19 protein-coding genes and 1 pseudogene are annotated in these 17,593 nt (G+C 47.1%); 16 read left to right on the top strand and 4 right to left on the bottom strand.

What is annotated here, in order from left to right:
* Positions 1–33: 33 nt before the first annotated feature.
* Positions 34–1,809, bottom strand: coding sequence for a class I adenylate-forming enzyme family protein (locus ACIDITHRIX25_RS71855; RefSeq protein WP_201732468.1), 1,776 nt, complete (start codon positions 1,807–1,809; stop codon positions 34–36).
* A gap of 196 nt (positions 1,810–2,005) precedes the next feature.
* Here ACIDITHRIX25_RS71855 and ACIDITHRIX25_RS71850 point away from each other — a divergent pair, with 196 nt between their 5' ends.
* The 9 genes and pseudogenes from ACIDITHRIX25_RS71850 to panD all read left to right on the top strand — a co-directional run bounded on the left by ACIDITHRIX25_RS71850 (position 2,006) and on the right by panD (position 8,179).
* Positions 2,006–2,239 carry a hypothetical protein gene (locus ACIDITHRIX25_RS71850; protein WP_160291716.1) on the top strand — a complete coding sequence of 78 codons (234 nt, stop codon included), beginning with the start codon at positions 2,006–2,008 and terminating at the stop codon, positions 2,237–2,239.
* Between the two features lie 103 nt (positions 2,240–2,342).
* Positions 2,343–2,471 carry a hypothetical protein gene (locus tag ACIDITHRIX25_RS71845; RefSeq protein WP_283770392.1) on the top strand — a complete coding sequence of 43 codons (129 nt, stop codon included), beginning with the start codon at positions 2,343–2,345 and terminating at the stop codon, positions 2,469–2,471.
* Complete coding sequence (locus ACIDITHRIX25_RS71840; RefSeq protein WP_201732467.1) at positions 2,437–2,607, top strand: hypothetical protein; 171 nt, start codon at positions 2,437–2,439, stop codon at positions 2,605–2,607. Before ACIDITHRIX25_RS71845 ends, ACIDITHRIX25_RS71840 begins: the two co-directional genes overlap by 35 nt.
* Entirely contained in the window at positions 2,597–3,535 is a 939-nt protein-coding gene (locus ACIDITHRIX25_RS71835; protein WP_283770391.1) for an IS3 family transposase, read from the top strand. Before ACIDITHRIX25_RS71840 ends, ACIDITHRIX25_RS71835 begins: the two co-directional genes overlap by 11 nt.
* 3 nt (positions 3,536–3,538) lie before the next feature.
* Positions 3,539–4,777: pseudogene (gene tnpC / locus ACIDITHRIX25_RS71830) on the top strand (IS66 family transposase).
* 71 nt (positions 4,778–4,848) lie between these two features.
* Positions 4,849–5,508: a Druantia anti-phage system protein DruA gene (locus ACIDITHRIX25_RS71825; RefSeq protein WP_201732465.1), complete on the top strand. Its 660-nt coding sequence runs from the start codon at positions 4,849–4,851 to the stop codon at positions 5,506–5,508.
* Positions 5,509–5,540: 32 nt separating this feature from the next.
* The gene (locus tag ACIDITHRIX25_RS71820; protein ID WP_201732464.1) at positions 5,541–5,942 is read left to right on the top strand and encodes a Druantia anti-phage system protein DruA; all 402 of its coding nucleotides are present in this window, start codon (positions 5,541–5,543) and stop codon (positions 5,940–5,942) included.
* 916 nt (positions 5,943–6,858) lie between these two features.
* A complete protein-coding gene (locus tag ACIDITHRIX25_RS71815) occupies positions 6,859–7,566 on the top strand; it encodes a hypothetical protein (protein WP_152626129.1) in 708 nt (235 codons plus the stop codon).
* Between the two features lie 259 nt (positions 7,567–7,825).
* The gene (gene panD / locus ACIDITHRIX25_RS71810; protein ID WP_052606728.1) at positions 7,826–8,179 is read left to right on the top strand and encodes an aspartate 1-decarboxylase; all 354 of its coding nucleotides are present in this window, start codon (positions 7,826–7,828) and stop codon (positions 8,177–8,179) included.
* A gap of 5 nt (positions 8,180–8,184) precedes the next feature.
* Here panD and ACIDITHRIX25_RS71805 read toward each other — a convergent pair whose 3' ends face one another.
* Together ACIDITHRIX25_RS71805 and ACIDITHRIX25_RS71800 are read right to left on the bottom strand one after the other, a co-directional pair.
* On the bottom strand, positions 8,185–8,430 hold the full coding sequence (locus ACIDITHRIX25_RS71805; RefSeq protein ID WP_052606712.1) for a transposase: 246 nt from the start codon (positions 8,428–8,430) through the stop codon (positions 8,185–8,187).
* Positions 8,431–8,549: 119 nt separating this feature from the next.
* Complete coding sequence (locus ACIDITHRIX25_RS71800; protein ID WP_201732463.1) at positions 8,550–9,197, bottom strand: IS1634 family transposase N-terminal domain-related protein; 648 nt, start codon at positions 9,195–9,197, stop codon at positions 8,550–8,552.
* Positions 9,198–9,334: 137 nt separating this feature from the next.
* On the opposite strand from ACIDITHRIX25_RS71800, the gene istA reads away from it, so the two are divergent.
* From istA to ACIDITHRIX25_RS71770, 6 genes are all read left to right on the top strand, one after another.
* Positions 9,335–10,573, top strand: a complete 1,239-nt coding sequence (gene istA, locus ACIDITHRIX25_RS71795; RefSeq protein WP_201731987.1) for an IS21 family transposase — start codon at positions 9,335–9,337, stop codon at positions 10,571–10,573.
* Positions 10,560–11,348 (top strand): IS21-like element helper ATPase IstB, encoded by a 789-nt coding sequence (gene istB, locus ACIDITHRIX25_RS71790; protein WP_201731988.1) that lies wholly within the window; start codon positions 10,560–10,562, stop codon positions 11,346–11,348. Before istA ends, istB begins: the two co-directional genes overlap by 14 nt.
* A complete protein-coding gene (locus ACIDITHRIX25_RS71785) occupies positions 11,345–11,881 on the top strand; it encodes a hypothetical protein (RefSeq protein WP_201731989.1) in 537 nt (178 codons plus the stop codon). The genes istB and ACIDITHRIX25_RS71785 overlap by 4 nt, the downstream gene beginning before the upstream one ends.
* A gap of 311 nt (positions 11,882–12,192) precedes the next feature.
* The gene (locus ACIDITHRIX25_RS71780; protein ID WP_201732462.1) at positions 12,193–12,762 is read left to right on the top strand and encodes a hypothetical protein; all 570 of its coding nucleotides are present in this window, start codon (positions 12,193–12,195) and stop codon (positions 12,760–12,762) included.
* Positions 12,763–12,806: 44 nt separating this feature from the next.
* Positions 12,807–12,962: a hypothetical protein gene (locus tag ACIDITHRIX25_RS71775; RefSeq protein WP_213333395.1), complete on the top strand. Its 156-nt coding sequence runs from the start codon at positions 12,807–12,809 to the stop codon at positions 12,960–12,962.
* A gap of 589 nt (positions 12,963–13,551) precedes the next feature.
* On the top strand, positions 13,552–14,190 hold the full coding sequence (locus ACIDITHRIX25_RS71770) for a TetR/AcrR family transcriptional regulator (RefSeq protein ID WP_052606715.1): 639 nt from the start codon (positions 13,552–13,554) through the stop codon (positions 14,188–14,190).
* A gap of 718 nt (positions 14,191–14,908) precedes the next feature.
* Here ACIDITHRIX25_RS71770 and ACIDITHRIX25_RS71765 read toward each other — a convergent pair.
* Positions 14,909–15,865 (bottom strand): cation diffusion facilitator family transporter, encoded by a 957-nt coding sequence (locus ACIDITHRIX25_RS71765; protein ID WP_283770410.1) that lies wholly within the window; start codon positions 15,863–15,865, stop codon positions 14,909–14,911.
* 507 nt (positions 15,866–16,372) lie between these two features.
* Here ACIDITHRIX25_RS71765 and ACIDITHRIX25_RS71760 point away from each other — a divergent pair.
* Positions 16,373–17,008: a peroxiredoxin gene (locus ACIDITHRIX25_RS71760; protein ID WP_201732460.1), complete on the top strand. Its 636-nt coding sequence runs from the start codon at positions 16,373–16,375 to the stop codon at positions 17,006–17,008.
* Positions 17,009–17,593: the final 585 nt, after the last annotated feature.

The following is a 17,593-nucleotide window of genomic DNA, read 5'->3' as shown; positions in this document are numbered from 1 at the left end:
GATAGTTGCATATCCCTCTTCCAAAGTGATGTTTTAGCCGAGTGAAGAAGGTTGATCTAGGATCGTTCGGCTAACTTCTTCCCGAAGTTGCCTCTTTAGGATCTTGCCAGTCGGGTTACGCGGGAGCAGCTGGTCGTAAAAGAAGATGTATTTGGGAACCTTAAAAGCGGCTAGATGTTGGGCTACGTAGGATCTTAAGTCCTGTTCGCTGATTGAGATCCCCGGATTGCAAGTTACGATGGCTGCGACCTCCTCCCCCATAACTAAGTCCGGTATTCCAATGATGGCTGCGTCGACCACTCCGGGAAAGTCATACAATACGGACTCAACTTCGATGGAATAGATGTTCTCGCCTCCTCTGATAACCATGTCCTTTGCTCGATCGACAATATAGACAAAGTCTTCTTCATCCACGTAGGCTAAGTCGCCGCTATAGAACCATCCATCCCTGAATGAGTCTTTTGTTGCTTGAGGTTTATTCCAATAGCCGTCAACGATATTGGGACCCTTGATAATGAGTTCACCTACTTGATTAGGGCCTAGCTGGTCGCCGCTATCGTTCACAACTGCTAACTCTACGACGGGCAATGGCAAACCAACAGAATCTGGTTTTTCTAAATAGTCATCGCCGGAGTTCATGGTTGCAACCGAGGAGGTTTCGGTCAGACCGTATCCATTCGAAGGACTACCCATGGGAAAGTTTTCTTTTATCTTTCGCACTAACTCAGGTGGGCAAGGCGATCCTCCATAGGTAATCAGTTTGACGCTTGAGGTATCTCTCATAGGAAAGTCGCGCGAATTTAGGACCTGCCAAACCATCGTCGGCACACCCCCAAATGCGGTGACTTTTTCTCGTTCGATCAATTCCAGTGCTCGCTCTGGGTTCCAGCGATACATCATGATTATCTTCGATCCAGCAAAGGTATTTGGTATCAATACACCGTGGCAGCCTGTGGCATGAAAGAGTGGAACCGATAAGAGGTATGCATTTTGTTGTTTGTCTCCATTTGAATCAAGGGCAGTCCTTTGGCTTGACGGATATGCCATTTGGTTTCGAGCCGATATGTAAAGAACGCTTATTAGGTTGGTGCAAATGTTGCGGTGAGTTCCAAGGGCTCCTTTCGGAGCGCCTGTGGTGCCAGATGTATAGAAGATCGTTACGGGGTCGTCGGGAAGGATTTCAACTTGAGGAAGGAGGTCGCAATAACCATCAATCACCTTGCCAAAGTCCAAGATTTTAAGGGAACTGTCTGAATCGCCAAGATCGGGAATCTCTAGATCGGCAAAGGTTGCCTCGTTGCACCTAACGACCAAAATAGTTATCTCTTGGAGTGTTTCAACAAGTCCTTTTATCGAGGGCACAATCCGGCTATAACGTTGGGCGTCGACAATTACCACTTTGGCCATTGAATCGGCGATGCCATATTCCAGCTCTTGCTGTGTCCACCAGGCGTTTAGCGGAACAGCGATGGCACCAATTGACGATATCGCCCAAAACGAAATGATCCATTCCGGGTAATTTCTCATAGAAATCACAACCCGATCGCCTTTTTTGACGCCGAGAGCTATCAGCCCGTGGGCGGTCTTAGCTACAAGAGCTAGATGTTCCTGGTAGGTTATTCGTTCGTCTTCATAGACCAGGTAGGTCGCGCTTGCGTGCTTTGTCGATCGTTCCAAAATATCTCTGAGAGAATTTGGGGTTTGACTCCAAGTCCGATAGGTCGTCCCTCGAATGTGCGTATCGGTAATTTCAAATCTTTGCCCTGGCGCCGTCAATATCTGGCGAATTTCGTCAAGTTTAGCTAACATATTAAAACCATAGCTAGATTAGCGTTTTCAGGCGACCCAAAATGATTTAATCGAATCAGATAGCTGGAGAAGGCTTTCCTAAACGCTACAACCAACGAAAAGAAAGGTAAACGTTCGGTGAACCCGTACCACCCCTGACGAAAACAGGGACTGAACACGAAGCGCTAGATAGTGTTAACTGGTAGTCATGGACAGTTTGAATACAACTGAGACAGCGTACTTGCGGGCAGAGATAGAACGTCTGGCTGATGACAACGCGCACTTGGCCCACGATAATGCCCGTCTTCAAGCGGAGAACGCCGAGCTTCGAGCACGGGTTAGTGAACTCGAAGGCCAGATTGGTGCACTCTCGGAGAAGGTGGTAACGCTTACCAAGCTCGTCTTTGTAAACTGCGACGTTTTTTTACCCACCATCAGCGATAAAAATTGACCCAGCCAATTGAGTTCAATAGTAGTTGTTGGTGTCTGAGGTTCCCCAGATTTAGTGGACACCTGTTAAGCCAACATAGATTGTTGGTAGAAAGGATGTCATCATGGGAGCAACAAGGCGTAAATTCACCCTTGAGTTCAAGACTGAAGCTGCTCATCGAGTTATAGATTCCGCCACGTTCGTTCCAGAGGTAGCTAGTGAGCTATCTATTTCGAAAAGAGGCTCTATATAGGTGGGTAAAAGATGAACGAATACGTCTAGAGGCAGCTTCTAGTGTCAATGAAGGACCACTGAGCGCTGATGAAAGAAGAGAACTCATAAAGCTTCGTCGTGAGATGGCAGAGCTCAAAAAAGATAATGAGTTCTGAGGGAAAGCCAATCGCGTACTTTTACAGCCAAGCAAGCAAACAAGAAAGATTTGCCCTGATGGAAGCGGAGTGCGCTAACTTTGAGATAGCACGAATGGCGCGACTACTTGAAGTGTCTCGATCTGGCTACTATGCCTGGCTACATCGGTTAGAGAACCCAGCCGATGCCAAGGTGGCTAGAAATGACCTTGAGGCAAAGATACTCTCCATTCACAGGGAATCTAATGGAACTTATGGCGCTCCAAGAATCACCGCTGAGCTTCACGATCGCGGGGAGGTAATCAGTAAAAACAGCGTTGCAACTCGGATGAGAGATCTTGGAATAGAGGGTATATCCCCCAGATCATTCAAAGTCAAAACCACTACCGCTGATCCAAAGGCTTGTTATCCCAGTGACCTCGTCGAACGTGACTTCGACAAGGGATATCTAAATGCCGTTCTTACCTCGGATATCACTTACTTGCGAGTTGGAGAGGGATTTGCCTACCTTTGTGCTATTCGTGATGAGCACTCCGGCAGGGTGCTTGGATATTCTGTCGATCGCCACATGAGGACAAGCCTTGTCATTGAAGCACTCCAGCAGGCAATCTCCCTCAGGGGAGACGATATCCAAGGCGCAATTTTCCATACCGATCGCGGGAGCCAATTCACCGATCGTCGCGTCGTGGAACTCTGTGAACAGAATGGCATTATCCGGTCAATGGGTAAAACTGGATCTTGCTACGACCATGCAACAGCTGAATCGTTCTGGTCGATCTTCAAACACGAGTACTTCTACCGGCACGTATTTGAAGGTATGTCCGAATTAAGGGCTGGGATTAGGAGTTACATGGACTTTTATAACCATAAAAGGCGGTACTCGAAGATCGGTAACGTCTCACCAGTTGGTTATGAACTAACATTATTGGAGTCCGCCAAGGCGGCGTAGTCAATGTGTCCATTATTTATGGGCAACCTCAACCTCTATCAGATCGACTGGCAAGTACACATCGTGCGACACCGACATCGCCGCCCTACTTACCGGCGCACCTGCAAGTGTCAGACTCGGGGCATGCTCGTCGCACCGGTCCCGGCCAAGCCAATCCCCAAGGGAATGTTCACTTCAGGGTTCCTGGGCCGCTTGGTAGTGGAGAAGTACGTGATCGGGCGTCCCTTGGAACGCATCGTCGCAGCTCTCTCAAATGACGGGTTCGAGGTTTCAAAAGGCACCTTGACAGGAGCGCTCAAGGCGCTTTCGGACCTACTTGAGCAACTTGACGCAGCGATTAGGGAGAGGAACGCAAAGTCGGCGCATCTGCACATCGACGAGACATCCTGGAAGGTGTTCGAGGCGGTAGCTGACAAAGCGGGCAACCGCTGGTGGCTGTGGACCTTCCTCGGTCCCGACACCGTGGTGTTCTTGATCGATCCCAAATGCTCGACGAGAGTGGTAGCCGAGCATTTGGGTATCGATATAGATGCGGGTTCGCTCGAACCTGGCCGACAGCTCCTGATAAGCTCAGACTTTTACAGTGTCTACCAGTCCCTTGGTGCACTTGAGGGAGTAGACCCGTTGTGGTGTTGAGCACACATCAGGTGCTACTTCATCCGCGCTAGCGATGCGCATCAAGAGCTGCGGAGTTGGACTACTTCATGGCTCGCTCGCATCGGGTCGCTTTATGTAGCACATCATGCACGCCAAGCACTTGAGACGGGAACTACCGGGCGCTTACGCGCTGAGGAGGACTTTACCAGGATCATCAGAGCAATGGATACTGCCAGAAAGGCTGAGGCTTGCGATCCGACGCTTCACCCTGGGGCCATAAAGGTGCTCGCAACACTGGATCGTGAATGGGAAGGCCTTTGCCGTCATGAAGAGTTCCCCGAGTTGCCACTCGATAACAACCCAGCAGAGGCTGTACTTCGCAACCCGGCAGTAATACGCAAGAACTGCTATGGATCCGGTTCAATATGGGCAGCCACCCTGGCCGCGCGGATCTGGACCATTACCGCCACCGCCCAGCGTGCTGGGTGCAACCCACTCGCCTATCTCATCGCCTACCTACAAGAATGTGCCGCCGCTGGGGGAAGGGCCCCGAATCCCGCCGCGCTGGAGCGGTTCTTCCCCTGGGTTGCGAGCGAGACTGATCTTGTTGAGTGGCGCATGTCGCCACCTGGTCCAATGCCATGAGTGAAACACTGCGCTACTGTGGGCGGGACTTCTCCCAAGCAGACCTTGAGGTCATCTCCGACCTGATCGCTGTGTACCCGACAAGACAGGCAATTGCTGACGCAGTCTGCGAGGCGCTTGGCTGGTATCGTCTCGACGGGCGCAAGAAGGACATGTCGGCGCGCGTTGCATTGTTGCGTATGGACAGAGACGGACTCATCACCTTGCCCAAGCCACTGCATGGCAACGGCAACGGACTCATCACCCGCTACGCAAAGCCAATCGCTGAGCTACCCTTAGCCTATCCTGAATCGCTCGACGATCTCTGTCCAATCAAGTTCGCCATAGCAGATACCAAAGCCCAAAAGCAGCGCTGGCGAAACCTCATTGCAAGCTACCACTACCTCGGCTACACCACCTTTGCCGGTGCTAAGGGGCGCTATCTCATCGAGAGCTCCTCTGGAACTATCGGTGCGATCGGCTTCGCTGCCTCGCCATGGAGCTGCGCACCACGCGATAACTATATCGGCTGGGACAAAGCGACCCGCGAGACACGGCTGCACCTTGTGGTTGGCAACGCGAGGTTTCTCATTCTTCCTCAGGTACGTGTTGTGAACCTCGCCTCATACATCCTCTCCCGTGTCGCTCGCCGCCTCCCCCTGGCGACTGGCTACTCGCCTACGGGTACCAACCAGGGCCATTGCAAAGTCCAGCTGAATGTCGCTTTACCTGGCCTGACACAACAGGATTGACGTTTTGTTTCAGTAGCTGTTAGAAATAGAGGATGCAAGAACCGCCAATCGATGTGGGCCGGATAAGCGTTCGTCCTATCCTTCTGAGCGAGCAGGCCCGTTTCGATGCTGGTCTCGATGAGCATCACTGGCTCGGTCACCGTCTCGTAGGTGAAACGATGCGCTATGTAGCGCTATCTCCAGACGGGGAATGGTTGGCGCTGGTTGGCTTCGGAGCTGCTGCGCTTGCATGTCGTCCACGAGATAGCTTTGTTGGCTGGAGTGATGGTGAGCGTTTGGGTGTTAAGGTAATCGTTATCGACGTTAGCGAGAACTCTACCGCCAAAGAAGATCTAGAAGATGATGTCATTGAGATCGTGACCGTATTCTCGGCCAGGCTATATGGATCACACAACCAAAAAACAAACGGGTTATCGAGGGGCTTCAAGATGTAGCCAAAGAGGCAAAGCCATTACTGCATGTCGCAGCCTCATCCTGTGGCTAGTGTTATGAAAGGCGCGATACGCCTAGTTATATTACCGCTCAACGAGGAAAAGTAGACGAGGTGTGCTCGGCAGTTGGGCACTATAGCGGCCCAAAGGAGTATTGGCAGCTTAGCTTGGCCAGGTTAGCCCATGGAGATTAATAGGTAGAAGCAGGAGCTTCCATGACTCCGTCACGGCACAAAGTTTATACCCCGCTTACACCTCGAGCGCATCAATGTCCATCTGATGGACCCAGCCGCTTTTGATGCCGCAGACACCTGCATTCGTCATTTCGATTCCCCTCTTGCCAGAGGTAATGTCAAGGCAAAGAGGCGTAGACTCTTCAGCGACGAGGATGATAGGCATTATACCTGGGCTTGTATAACACAATACGTCACAATTGGCCAGATCATGGCTGGAGGTTTGCCAGAGAATTTCACTGTGACTATCTCTACAAAAAGAGTGAAGGATAGCCTCGTACCCACACCGTGTCATTCGAGAATATACTTGACAATAGTTGGCCGAAAGTTATCGAGTCTCGCTCCATCTCTCTGGACTCCAGCTTGTGTTCAGAGCTTGTATTTAGTGGTCGAAAATGACACCCATAAAGGCAAAACCAGACGCTATTTCAAGGTTGTTGGCATTAACACTCGCAATAAAAACGAATCCCACTACTTCCGTCTGTCATCTCTTTAGCATCAGGCAACATCAAGGTTGTACTCGATGAAGACCACAAGCGAGCCTTCATACACGTAAGCTACGACGTTGCGCACCTAACCAAGACTCTACCGGGCCCGTACTAGGGCCTTGACTGGGAAACCAGGGAGGCCGCTACTAAAAGGTCGGAGTTCGTCATAGTAGCGAATATGCCCCAGTGCTAAGTCCTATGACAAAAGGCTCGAATGAGACCGGCAATGAAAAGAACAGACTTCATGCTCGATCAAAGAGAAATGCTGTTCCAGACATGGACGACGCATTGCCAGAAGTAACCTGGATGCGAGGAGACACCAAGGTCGCTTCAGGCGCGCAAAGGCATAACTATGGACCATCTCGGGCGCTACAATCAAAGAAGTGGTCCATGGAGCCGAAAACAGAACATGCGAGTCTCGCAGGGTTCCACAACTTCCAGGCTCGAGACCTCGATACGTCATTATCGAAGACATATCTCAAGCAAGCGCTAAGGCTAGGTCAAAACAAATATCTCGACTCTCTGATCCTCATGGGCTCCTGGTGGGCTCCTCATGGGCGAGGAAAGGGAATCCAGAACACATTGCGGTACACGGCCATGGTGGAGGTTCCGGCATCAATACGGTCAACCGTGAGCATTCCAAAATCTTTACCAGTACTTTTAACCCAGCACAGGGGCTATTGCGAAATGAGCATGTTGGCGTATTCGATAGCAACGCATTTACACGAAATGGTTGCTTCAAATTCAAGAACTCTCCTCGGACATTTCTTTGGATCCAAAGAAATAAAAAGTCCGGTAATTGGATCTAAGAGTTTTATTTTTAGCTTTATTAGATTCGAACTAAAGGGTTGTGATTCGCATACGCTGTTTTGGAATCAGCTGCCCTTTAGTCCTACCCCCGGCTGAGAGTTGTTCATAATCCTCAAAGAGACAACGATGACTTTCTAATCCAATAACGGGAGGTTTTTGTACAAATAAATCTCAAAAAACGAGGCATCTAGTACCGAAGTTCAGGTACATTAATGTTGGTCGCAAGTTGTGCCACAGCCACGAATCCAGAGGAAGATCATTTCGAAATTCCCGGGACTTTAGTAAGTGCCCAGCTCTAGACCATAGGGTGGTCGCAGAATTGACCCCAAATAACTACATCGAAAGGACTGGAGCGATGCGACGGAGAATGCTAAAGGCTAAAATCCACCGTGCCACGGTTACCGACGCTAACCTACACTATGTCGGTTCGGTCAGCATCGGTCCGGAGTTGCTCGCCGCAGCGGACATTCTCGAAAACGAACAGGTGATGGTGGTTGACATCGATAATGGCGCCCGGTTAGAGACCTATGCCTTAGTTGGAAAGCCAGGTGAGGTATGCTTAAACGGTGCCGCTGCTAGGCTAGTACACGTGGGAGATAAAGTCATCATACTCACCTACGCTGACTTTGAAGAAAGCGAAGTGAAAGGCCATTCTCCGGTGGTCATTCACGTAGACGCTACAAATAAAATTACCTATTCACCCAGATAAGTAACTTATACTCCTATGGGACTTTCTATGCCAAGCGGCACTCGGCGAAGACGCTCAATCGATGCACCTCCTATGAATTCGAACCCCCGAGAATGGCCCTCCATGAGGTTGGCGATATCTTGTGACCTCTGGGCCTCGACATAGACGTATCCCGAATAACCAAGAGTCATAACAAATATTGACGCTTCGAAACTTACCTCGCCACTTGTGCAATCATAAATTGGTATTTTCTGCCCGGCGTAGTCAACCATTGCAACGTCACCTTAGAGCGTGATGAAGGACCATCGATATCTCTTTGGATTCATCAAAACGGGCAAGTTTCTCACAGAAACTTGAGTATCCATAGGCATGATCTTCGCCTACCTCGTATTCATATTCGCACCAAAGCAGGTATCTGGTAAGGTTTTGTCGCTTGCCAGCCTCCAATTCCTTTAGCACTATCGCGAAGTCGGGTTCCACCTTGTTGGCTACCCTCAGTAAGATGACGTCGAGATAGTTGGGTCTCAATAGCCCCTTGACGCTGTAATATCCAATCCATTGCTCCATATAGATCATCAGTAGAAGCGTCACCAACACCAAAGTCACAAGCGATAGTAGTGTCTTGCCACCACCGGGTGGTGGCAAGCTTAGAAGAAGGACTTGTCACTCTTGCTATTACAAGTGCGAGGATAATGTCTCGCTCTTTGGATTCTGGACCCAATAGAGATGCAAGCTTCAACTTATTGGCCATTGCAGCTATTGCTGCTACATGGCCATGAAATAGAGATCTCTCTATCTCAAATTCCCCTCCTGCTACTACATGGCTTTTACCAGCTAATGATTCACGAATAACTTCAATTGTTACAGAAGGAAGATGAGAGAGATTGGCTAAGGTCTCATTCTTGACCTTACCGTCTTCGCGATAAGACCTTCGAAGGAGATGGCTCTCATAGACCTTGTCCTTGTAGTTACGACGAGTGGTATGTACATGAACCCCACTACCGCGACGAGCTATACCAGATAGCCTAGCAGATGCCACTAGATCTGTCCAGTAATTTAGTGCCTACATTGTCTGTAAACAGCGGAATTAAATTGACCCACCATCAGCGATAAAAATTGACCCACCCAACAGACAATACTCTTGAGTGAATATCCACTTTCACGAAGGAGTTTTACATGCTGAAGGGTAGGCCACTTATGAACATATTTGATTTGAAGCAACAAGGTCTCAGTTACCGAGAAATTGCCCGAGAAACTGGACATTCAAGAAACACCGTACGTAAATATCTAAGAGACGGAGCAAGTTCTAAACCAATCGAGACAAAGCCACAACGAAACTCAAAACTCGATCCCTATAAGTCTGAGATCGATCGACTTGTATCTGAAGGACTTCTGAGCGTTCCGGCAATCATGTCAAGAATTGTTCCACTGGGTTATACCGGTAAAGAAAGTATCTTGAGAACATATGTCAGTAGTATCAGACCACCGGCAAAGCCAAAACAGGTAGCTATCAGGCGATATGAAACCCAACCAGGTAAACAGTGTCAGTTCGATTGGGGAATATTTAGCTATGTCGATTCGAGAGGAACAAAAAGACATATTCCCGGACTATATGTAACACTTGGACGAAGTCGCAGGAGTTATCTGGAATTTGCACTGAGTGGCGATATATACGGTCTTATAACTTGTCTGATCAATGCCTTTTTCTACTTTGGTGGACTAACCGATGTGTTTCTCACTGATCATATGAAGACCGTGGTAATCGGTGGAAACGGAAAAGACGGATATCAGTTCAACTCGCAAATGGCAGATCTGGCTAATTTCTTGGGAATATCAATCAAACTATGCAGAGTGAGACGGCCAGAAACCAAAGGCAAGGTAGAACGAGGGATTAGATATGCCAAGGAGAACTTCTGGCCTGCTAGAACCTTTAGCGATCTAGCTGATCTAAATCAACAAGCCCTTATCTGGTGTAGCGAAGCAGATAACCGGATTCATCAAAGTCTCGGTATTACCCCAAATGAAGCCTTCATAGTAGAACAGCCACACTTAGGACCACTTCCAACCCGGGAGACATTGTACGGTTTTGAAAAGAGAATCAGAAAGGTAACAGCTGATTCGTTTGTCTCATTTGCTGGAGTCAAATACGGAGTACCTTGGAAATACTCACTTTCACAGGTAGAGGTACTTCCAAAAGAGCGAACCGTTGAGATTTATTCAAACGGAGAGTTGATAGCTTCTCATCAACTTACCTACCAAAAGCGCTCGTTGGTTTACCTTCCTCATCAATACAGCGGGATCACTGCTGAAGCTGGCAGACTGGCTCCTCCGGTACTTGTAAGACAAATCATTGACACTTCAGTTGAGATCCGTTCGCTTGATGAATATGTGGAGGCTGCAAATGTTAGATCTTGAATTAGCTCAAAACCAGCTAGTAGAACTGGGTCTTGGCCATATGGCTGAACTATTAGATGCCAAGGTATCTTCTGCAACTGAAAAAGACCTTTCCTATTTGGCATTTCTATCTGAACTATTGGGAGTTGAAATTGAATCAAAAAGAAAAAGGACCTATGAGATAAGACTGCAGACCGCGGGACTGCCGTTTAGGAAGTCATTTTCAGATTTCGACTTCAACTTCTGTCCAAGTATTGATAAGGCATTTATCTCTGAACTACGTTCTCTGGCCTTTATCTCTAGTGCCACCAACCTGGTCCTTTTGGGTCCGCCCGGGATCGGCAAGACTCATATTTCTGTAGCACTTGGTCTTGAGGCAATCGCTGGTGGATTCTCTTGTTATTTTACTACATTGTCAAAAATTGCAAACGACCTTTCCAGTTCCTACAGTCCAACCAAGATGCGAAAGTACACCTCTCCTAAGGTACTGATAATCGATGAAATGGGATATAGGCCACTTGATCGAATGGCAGCGAATTATTTCTTTGACATTATCTCCGCCAGATACGAAACCGGAACCGTAATCCTTAGTTCCAATAAGGGCTTTTCCGAGTGGGGCGATCTCTTCTCAGATCAAGTACTAAGTACTGCAATTTTAGACAGACTGTTACACCACTGCCATGTAATCAACATCAAGGGCAACAGCTACCGGCTCAAGGATCGAATCAAACAAGGAATCTATACCAACCCACAAACTGGTGACAACGCCAAGAAAGGTGAAGAGGTGGAAAAATGAAAACTTCCTATCATCACTTCCGCTACCTAAGCGAACCTAATCCGGTCTCAAATGATTTCCAATCAGTGGAAGAGATACAAGTACCGAAGAGCCAATACCTATTTCATAACGTTACGGAACTATCTCAGCTGGGATCACTAGAGCGAACCCGAGAACCATTTCATAACGTTACGGAACTATCTCAGCTGGGATCACTAGAGCGAACCCGAGAACCATTTCATAACGTTACGGAACTACCTATCTCAAAGATCTGCGAGAGACAGGGGTGTGATCAAATACTTCCGGAACATTGCATAGGAAGACCACAAAGGTATTGCTCAGCAGCTTGTCGTATGGCAGCTCATAGACAGAGGAAAAGAGGCCCGATTAGAGCAGAGGTACATTTTGGTTCTGCAACTACTCGGAGTAGACCAGAGGAGCGATCCTGGATGGTCAAGTTACTTCGAGATAATGAAGAAGTGATAGTCACCTTCGGTCAAACTAGAGATAATGCAGAACGTCTTACTGCTCGGCTAAACGAATTTCTCTACTGAGATTTTCAGATACACGGTGACTTAGAAATGAGACACTTTTACTGACACCAACAACTACTATTGAACTCAATTGGGTGGGTCAATTTTAAACCGCTGATGTGGGTCAAAAAAACGTCGCTGTTTACATTGTCAGCCCAAAAACAAGAACTTGCCCAGGTAGAGGTGAGAATTTAGGCCAAAATCAGTCGTAAGTTCGGCCTAGGTCAAGAACTAGCCCCCGCAAAATTAATAAAAGTTCCCCAAACGAAAGCTAACCCCACTGACCATGAAACCTAAATTGCTAAACTACTTTTCGACTTGAAAGGCGAAAGTTGAGCGAAACTAGAACTAATGTAACGATAGGAACAAGCTTTTCTGCAAAGTTATCGGCATATAAGAACGCCAAAAGGTTCGGCCTCCTTTGCGCGAGCCTTTGGCTGTATTCGCTTCTCCTCTTAGCAGTCTCGTTGACCTTCACCCTGGGCGCTGCCGCTGCGATCGCTATCTCAGTTGTTATTGGCGTACTCTTATTCCTCTATGGATTCATCAATTGGAGAAATGAAAAGATGAGATGGGCATCTCCCAGTGAGTGTGACTCCTCTGGCGGATGTGGAAAACCTGAATGCGACAGTCCCGGCGCCAGCTGCTCAACAAAATTTAGCAATGAGATCGATCGAAGAATCTTTGAGATGGAGATCTCTAAGCTAAGCTCGCTCTTGCGATCGCGAATTGGCTTTGATTCGATCTTCTTCGCCCTTTGGTGCCTAATTGGAATCGCAATTGCGATACAAGACCACAGCAATTCAACGCTATTTGGCGGCGCATTGGTGTCGGTCACGTCTCTAATGGTAATTCTCGGAAGATTCGAACTGTCCAGGATAGCTTTTTCTGATAAAAAATAACGAAAGTTATCGACCCCATCTTCAAAAGTAAGCGAGCTCGTCTCGTGGCTCAATTTGAAATTATCCATAACTGCGACTCAGGCACAATGACCAATACGCCACAGGGCGTGCCTGGTCAGAATGATCACATCTCCAAATCATATGGAAAAGACACTATCTCCAAGTACGACCTACCATTGGCAATAGCGCAACGGCAATAGCGCAACATTAAGTGCCGCCTCCAAAAGCTTCTCAAGCCAGGGAATTCCAAACCAGAATCAGAAATATCTCACGCGTAAAGACTCGAATCGCCCAAAAGACGAGTTGGATCTTCCGAAGGCTCCATATCGATTCTTGATATCGATCTCTGGTAATGAAGAGCTAATAAACGTAGGACAAAGGAAATAGCCAAGGGAACTCTGATCTTCACCTGGGTCATCGATAGAATATATGCGATACTGAGTCAACATTAGATGACTAATTCCCCAGTAAGGTCATATCTCAAAAAACCCCGCCACTAAACCATCCGCCATGCCGGCCTCTAATTCAGGCAAGCGATCTGGGATTAATTCAAAAGTTCACCGCCTTATCCCGCCCAGGCCCCGGACCCAAAAGTGTGAGAATAGGATCGCCGTTCTCGAGTTCCGGTCCCATGTGAACGATTAAGTTTCGGTAAAGAAATCGATAGATTCATACCTAAATGCTACTTTTCAAGTATCCTAGTAAACAGATAAGAAAGTGCCGAAAATAAATATGACCAAGCCAATTGATTTAAAGCACAAGAAAAACAATAACGATAGCGATATTTAAATGATAGACAATCTTGAAGCAAATCTAGAAAAAGCAGCTCAATTAGCAGGCGGAGGACGCAAGCGAGGCCGACCACGAAGCAAAGAGGCGCACGAAAGAATCATCAACGCGACATTGGAGCTCCTTAGTGAAAAAGGTTTCTCAAGCGTCACGATTGAAGCGGTAGCCAGAAACGCCAAGGTCGGCAAGTCCACCATCTATCGCCATTGGAAGACAAAGGCAGAACTGGTAGAAGAAGCTCTCGGTCAAGAATTCGACAAGATTGCCATCGTCGGATTCAGCGGTAACTTTGAGAACGACCTAAAGGGTGTCGTGATAAAAATTGTCCAACTCTTTGAGGGACGCAATGGAACCGCTATTTCACGCTTGATTGGAGAAGCACAAACAATTGAAAGTCTCTCGCTATTGGTCGATCGACGCTGGCGAGCCTTCAAGGACAGGCTTTTGACAAAGTCAATCACCCATGGCATCGAACAAGGATATCTCCAGCACGGCCTTGACCCTGAAATCGTAACCGAGATGGCCTTTGGGATGGTCTTAGCGCGAAAGATGCTCTCAAAGCAGTCTCTTTCGCCAGCAGACGTCGACCAGGTCGTGACTACTCTGCTTCGAGGAATAATAGTTACTTCGCTCGGATAGTCCTGCGCATATATATTTGACAGGCGTAGTCCTTGGGGTCCGATTCTCCAAGAACTACGCCTAGTCGTAGAGATAAAATCGTTTAAAGATGGAATCGTTTTCCCTATTCAAATTTTGTCCTTAATCTTGCATTAGAAAAAAACATGAATGAATAGATAAAGTCAAGAATCGATTCCATAATTACTCTTGCTGCAACAAAGCTAGAAAAGCATTCCATTCAGAGAGCTCTTTATACCACTCTCTAATCTCGAAACTAAAAGCGCAAAGATCCGTTCCACTATGCCAATTTCGATTGCAAAGCTAATCAGACCATAGCTAACCAAGCCCGGTCTCTATAAACCCTTCAAATATGGTCATATTGGTGCTCATGCTTTCGTTATATAACGTTCGCTTCGGCCGAAGTTGAATCTAACCGTCAAATCACGATCACACAAGAAGGTGCCCCGCTCATAAAATCAACAATTCCCTCGAAACCTGCTCTTTTCAATCTATCAAATCGTGACACAAAGTATTCTTTTAAATCTCGCCCTGGAGTCCATTCGATGCCATAACCCCGATCCAAACCTTATAGATCATCAGCCATCTCTAAAAAAGCAAAACAGACCAAAGAACTATAGATGAAGCAACGCTGTTGGAAAACACACACAATCGGTGAATCGTTTCGTACTGTCACAACCATGGTCTCTCAAGTAAAGACGCTCGCTACCACTCCATTCAATCAATGATGATGTTCGCCATTCGTGCTGTGAAGAGGCTGATCACATAGATGGCATTCCACTTCGATGGTCGAGTGGTCAATCCCAAAGGTCGCCCTTAAATACTCTTTGATAGAAATAGCCAACTCCTGAGCGACGTGAAGCGACGGCTCCCCTGATATCACTACATGAACAGATAGGGCAGTTTGAGCAGAATTTAACGACCAAATATGGAGATGGTGTATCTCCTCTACCTGAGTAAAATGCTGGACAATTCCGTCACGAATTGCAATTGGATCCACCTCATTTGGAGCAGAGTCCAAAAGAATCTTTGTGACATTTGTAAGTATCTGAATCGCAGCGCCAATAATCAGAATCGATATTATTATGCTTGCAATAGCGTCAATCGGTTTAAAATTTATCAAAAGTGCAACAATTCCAGCTAAAATTGCTACCATCCATCCAAGCGCGTCAAAGATAAAATGAACTATGTTGGAGCGGCGCAATGTTGCTTCACCTGCCGCCCTCACTACAATCATTACAGATATCAAATTGACAATAACACCAATAAATCCGAACCACGTTAGGTCCGAAGACGATGGGGACGGGATCGATCCGTAATTTGTAAAAAAGAGTCTCGAGCCCGCATTATAAAGGATGATAAATGAGGTTACAATCAAGAGTACCGAAGTTGCTAGTGCTGCTAAAACTTCTATTCTAACTAATCCAAAGCTATTACGAAGAGAGGCTGGCTTTCTGGCTAGAACTGAAGCAAAAAGCGATACTGCCAGCGCAACTACATCGCCAATCAAATGAAATGCATTTGAAATTAGTGTCAATGAGTGGCTTTTGAAACCCTCTATAAGCACCCCAAAAAAGAAAACTAAATTTAAAGCTAAAACCCAAAAATAATAGGAGGAGGCACCGAGATTCTCGACACCATGGCTGTGACCACTATCAAATTCACCTTTACCCTTCAAATCCAAGTTGAGACTCCGTCCATTCCAATTATCGACATGCAACAGCAACCTTAGGTAACGCGGGTAGGGTCTCGAATTCCAGGCAAAATCACAAGGTCACCACCACAATGGGAACTAGGTTTTAATCGACAAGATCTTTATCACAAGATTGATTCTACTAGCCTGTTTTGTCTACATCCAACATGGTAACCCTTGTGATCATCTCATAGATCCCTCTAAAGTCGCCCCGTGATTAAAAAGCAATATAGGTCATTTAATTTAGATAAATGGCCTTGAGGATTCCTGGTGAATTGAGATGCAGTCGACCAGAACCAACCTCAACACAAGTCAAACTTTATTCCATAAACTCACTACGACCTAGTATCTAAATAGAGGCGGCTTTAGATAATTATGGGTCAAGATCTAAGTAATCCCCATATTCTCGACCAAATTGGTCGGGAATCGCTTTACTTATGTTATAACTTTACTCTAGAAACAACGATTAATGACCTATTCAAAGGAGATCATATGGCGCTACAGCTTGGGGATATCGTCCCAGATTTCGAGGCAGCCACCACCCAGGGGACTATAAATTTCCACGACTGGATCGGGGAAGGTTGGGCCATTCTATTTTCACATCCAAAAGACTTCACACCCGTATGTACGACTGAACTTGGTGAAGTTGCGCGACTAAGAGGCGACTTTGCTACTCGAAACACCAAGGTAATCGGACTGAGCGTGGATTCGGTAGATAATCATGTTGAATGGGAAAAAGATATCGCAGAGACCCAGGGCCAGGTCGTGAATTTTCCGATGATCGGCGACCCCGATGCTACTATCGCAAATCTATTTGGGATGATACACCCAAACGCTTCGACTACGGCGACTGTCAGAAGTGTCTTTGTAATAGACCATCAACGGAGACTTCGTCTAACCTTGACCTATCCAGCATCGACGGGTCGTAACTTTAAAGAGATACTAAGAGTTCTCGATTCCTTACAGCTGACCGACAAATACATGGTATCAACTCCTGTCAACTGGAAAGATGGCGACGATGTTGTGATCTCACCGGCTCTCAGCGACGAAGAGGCCACCGCGAAGTTTCCCCAGGGCTACGCCAAGCTAAAGCCGTATCTCCGCGTGACCCCACAACCAAATAAATAGCAACCATGTGAATAAGACAACCTACAACATGCGATCTCTAGGCCTATCGAGCGATAGGCCTAACCCCGATGCCGCTAACCATCGATCAATGGCCTTTAGACAGCGCTCTGTCGCTCGAATTGAATCGCGATAGACTTTAGATTCGTCACTTTAGTTACAAGGCAATACCCCATCTGTAATGGCGTATTAATGCCCCAAGAGACACTCCATTGCGAGGGTCGGCACCAAATCACTCCGGTTTTTCCACTCCTTGTGCTCTTAGAACTTCAGGGCATGCCAATACCTCAACGCATGCCGAGAGGTGAACTTCTAAGAGCACGACTTGCGAGGTCCAAAGCATCACTAGCGACGACCAAACGCACCGATAGAGAGAGGTGACTGACCTAAAATCAGTAATTGGTCTAGCACAAACAAAAGAACTCCTCAATTGCAATCTGAGGGATCTGAGTACCTTGAACAAAAACCAAGGAGGGCAGCTTTTCTTTCATCTTTGGACCAAGTCGCAAAAATCATCGGACCAGGTGATTCCTCAAATCTTTAGTCTTGATAGCGTCTATATAGACAAAGTAAAAATTCGTAATTATC

Source organism: Acidithrix sp. C25 (assembly GCF_904848545.2).
This window is presented reverse-complemented; position numbering and strand designations above follow the sequence as displayed.

What these genes read in the sequence shown, in the direction of transcription:
- ACIDITHRIX25_RS71855 (WP_201732468.1), bottom strand. Translation starts at nt 1,809, where the DNA reads ATGTTAGCTAAACTTGACGAAATTCGCCAGATATTGACGGCGCCAGGG.
- ACIDITHRIX25_RS71845 (WP_283770392.1), top strand. Translation starts at nt 2,343, where the DNA reads ATGGGAGCAACAAGGCGTAAATTCACCCTTGAGTTCAAGACTGAAGCT.
- ACIDITHRIX25_RS71835 (WP_283770391.1), top strand. Translation starts at nt 2,597, where the DNA reads ATGAGTTCTGAGGGAAAGCCAATCGCGTACTTTTACAGCCAAGCAAGC.
- ACIDITHRIX25_RS71820 (WP_201732464.1), top strand. Translation starts at nt 5,541, where the DNA reads ATGCAAGAACCGCCAATCGATGTGGGCCGGATAAGCGTTCGTCCTATC.
- ACIDITHRIX25_RS71815 (WP_152626129.1), top strand. Translation starts at nt 6,859, where the DNA reads ATGACAAAAGGCTCGAATGAGACCGGCAATGAAAAGAACAGACTTCAT.
- panD (WP_052606728.1), top strand. Translation starts at nt 7,826, where the DNA reads ATGCGACGGAGAATGCTAAAGGCTAAAATCCACCGTGCCACGGTTACC.
- ACIDITHRIX25_RS71805 (WP_052606712.1), bottom strand. Translation starts at nt 8,430, where the DNA reads ATGGTTGACTACGCCGGGCAGAAAATACCAATTTATGATTGCACAAGT.
- istA (WP_201731987.1), top strand. Translation starts at nt 9,335, where the DNA reads ATGCTGAAGGGTAGGCCACTTATGAACATATTTGATTTGAAGCAACAA.
- istB (WP_201731988.1), top strand. Translation starts at nt 10,560, where the DNA reads ATGTTAGATCTTGAATTAGCTCAAAACCAGCTAGTAGAACTGGGTCTT.
- ACIDITHRIX25_RS71785 (WP_201731989.1), top strand. Translation starts at nt 11,345, where the DNA reads ATGAAAACTTCCTATCATCACTTCCGCTACCTAAGCGAACCTAATCCG.
- ACIDITHRIX25_RS71770 (WP_052606715.1), top strand. Translation starts at nt 13,552, where the DNA reads ATGATAGACAATCTTGAAGCAAATCTAGAAAAAGCAGCTCAATTAGCA.
- ACIDITHRIX25_RS71760 (WP_201732460.1), top strand. Translation starts at nt 16,373, where the DNA reads ATGGCGCTACAGCTTGGGGATATCGTCCCAGATTTCGAGGCAGCCACC.